At 71.4% G+C, this 1,650-nt stretch carries 1 protein-coding gene; it reads right to left on the bottom strand.

The features are described 5' to 3' along the window. Nucleotides 1–49: 49 nt before the first annotated feature. Nucleotides 50–1,135, bottom strand: a complete 1,086-nt coding sequence (locus E1283_RS35975; RefSeq protein ID WP_243745344.1) for a S1 family peptidase — start codon at nucleotides 1,133–1,135, stop codon at nucleotides 50–52. Nucleotides 1,136–1,650: the final 515 nt, after the last annotated feature.

Below are 1,650 nucleotides of genomic sequence, written 5' to 3'. Positions count from 1 at the left end.
GGGCGGGGTGAAGCCGACACGCGGTGGCCGATCGGCTCACCGCGGAGCGTCACGGCAGGGAGGCGCCGACCTCCGCGAGCGCGTCCGTCACCGGGTAGAAGAACGTCGTGCCGCCCGAGGTGCAGTCGCCGCTGCCGCCCGAGGTGAGGCCGACCGCCTCGCTGCCGGCGAACAGCGCGCCGCCGCTGTCGCCTGGCTCGGCGCAGACGGTGGTCTGGATGGTGCCCTCGACGACGCCCTGCGGGTAGCTCACCGAGACGTCCACCGCGGTGACGACGCCGTCGTGCAGGCCGGTGGTGCTGCCGCTGCGCCGCACCTCCTGGCCCACCACGGCCTCGGCCGCCCCGGTGATCTCCTGGGCCGTGCCGTCGTAGAGGTTGACCTCGCTCGGGCTGTCGACCTGGCCCTCGTAGTCCACGAGGGCGAAGTCGGAGCCGGGGAACACGCTCTGACTCATGGTGCCGATGGTCGCCCCACCGGCGGCGTCCGACCAGGTGCTGCCGACCTCGCCGCAGTGCCCGGCCGTGAGGAAGCCCGGCGTGCCGGCGGAGGTCGTCACGTTGAAGCCGAGTGAGCAGCGCGCCCCGGAGGAGAAGATGGCGTCGCCGCCGGTGACGAAGGGCTCGAACTCACCGGCGACCGTCGCGAACGTCGCGGCGTCGCCGAGCGCGGCGACCGAGTTCTCGACCACGGCCAACGCGTCGCCCCTGACCGTCTCGTCGACGGTGACCCTGACGGTGTTGCTCACCGGGTCGACCGTCCAGGCGGTGCCGGGCACGGCGAACTCGGAGACCTCGGACCGCACGTCGGCCAGTTCGCCGAGCGAGTAGCGGACCATCCGGGCCGCGGCGCCCGAGTCCTCGACGGCCGCCCTGGCCGACTCGTCCACCACGTTCACCACCAGGGTGCCGGCCTCCGCGTCGTAGTACGAGCCGGCGACGGCGTCGTCGAGCTGCCCGGTGAGGTGGGCGGCGAGTTCGCCCGCCTGAAGGGATGTCAGCACGTTGGGGATGACCTCGTCCGGTGCGGTGGGGGTCGCGTTCGCCTGTGCGACCGCGAACGTTCCGGCTGCGAGGGCGACGATGCCGGCGGCGGCCGCCATGAGGCGCCGGTTGGACGTACGTCGGTGTGTCACGCTCTTTTCCTCCTGTGGGGGTTGGAGCACTCTGCTCCGGAGAGAGGGCACAGACCTGGCCACCCCCGTCGGGGTCGAACCGTCCATGCCAAGCGGTGTTGGCGAGTATTCCCAGCCCCCGCCGAACGGCGCAAGGCCCAGATCTTGCCCCGACCATACGATCACACCGGCATGCGTAATGCGCGTAAACCATCCGCAACACTCCGCGCTTTGCTGCCCGGGACCCACAGCGCTCCCCCTGCAGGGGATGCCTCGTACGCACGGACGCAGCGGCCCCGCGCCCGGGCGTGACGAACATATGAGGACTAGACCTGTCTGAAAATCGACCCTCATGGCTCCGCATCGTCCCGGGATGTTGATATTTCGAGCCATGCACGCGTGACATGGGCCACACGAGGGGGGCACCTGCCGTGCCGGATCGACCAACACCCCCGACGACACGGCCGGGTTGCGGGAAACGGGCCGGAACGCGGCCGGCGGAAGGCCACGGAGCGGCGGGCGGGGGAACCCGGGAG

The organism is Streptomyces hainanensis, from assembly GCF_004348415.1.
In the GTDB taxonomy this organism is placed as follows: Bacteria; Actinomycetota; Actinomycetes; order Streptomycetales; family Streptomycetaceae; genus Streptomyces; species Streptomyces hainanensis.
The sequence above is the reverse complement of the archived record's forward strand: the minus strand, read 5'-3'. Positions and strand labels throughout refer to the sequence as shown.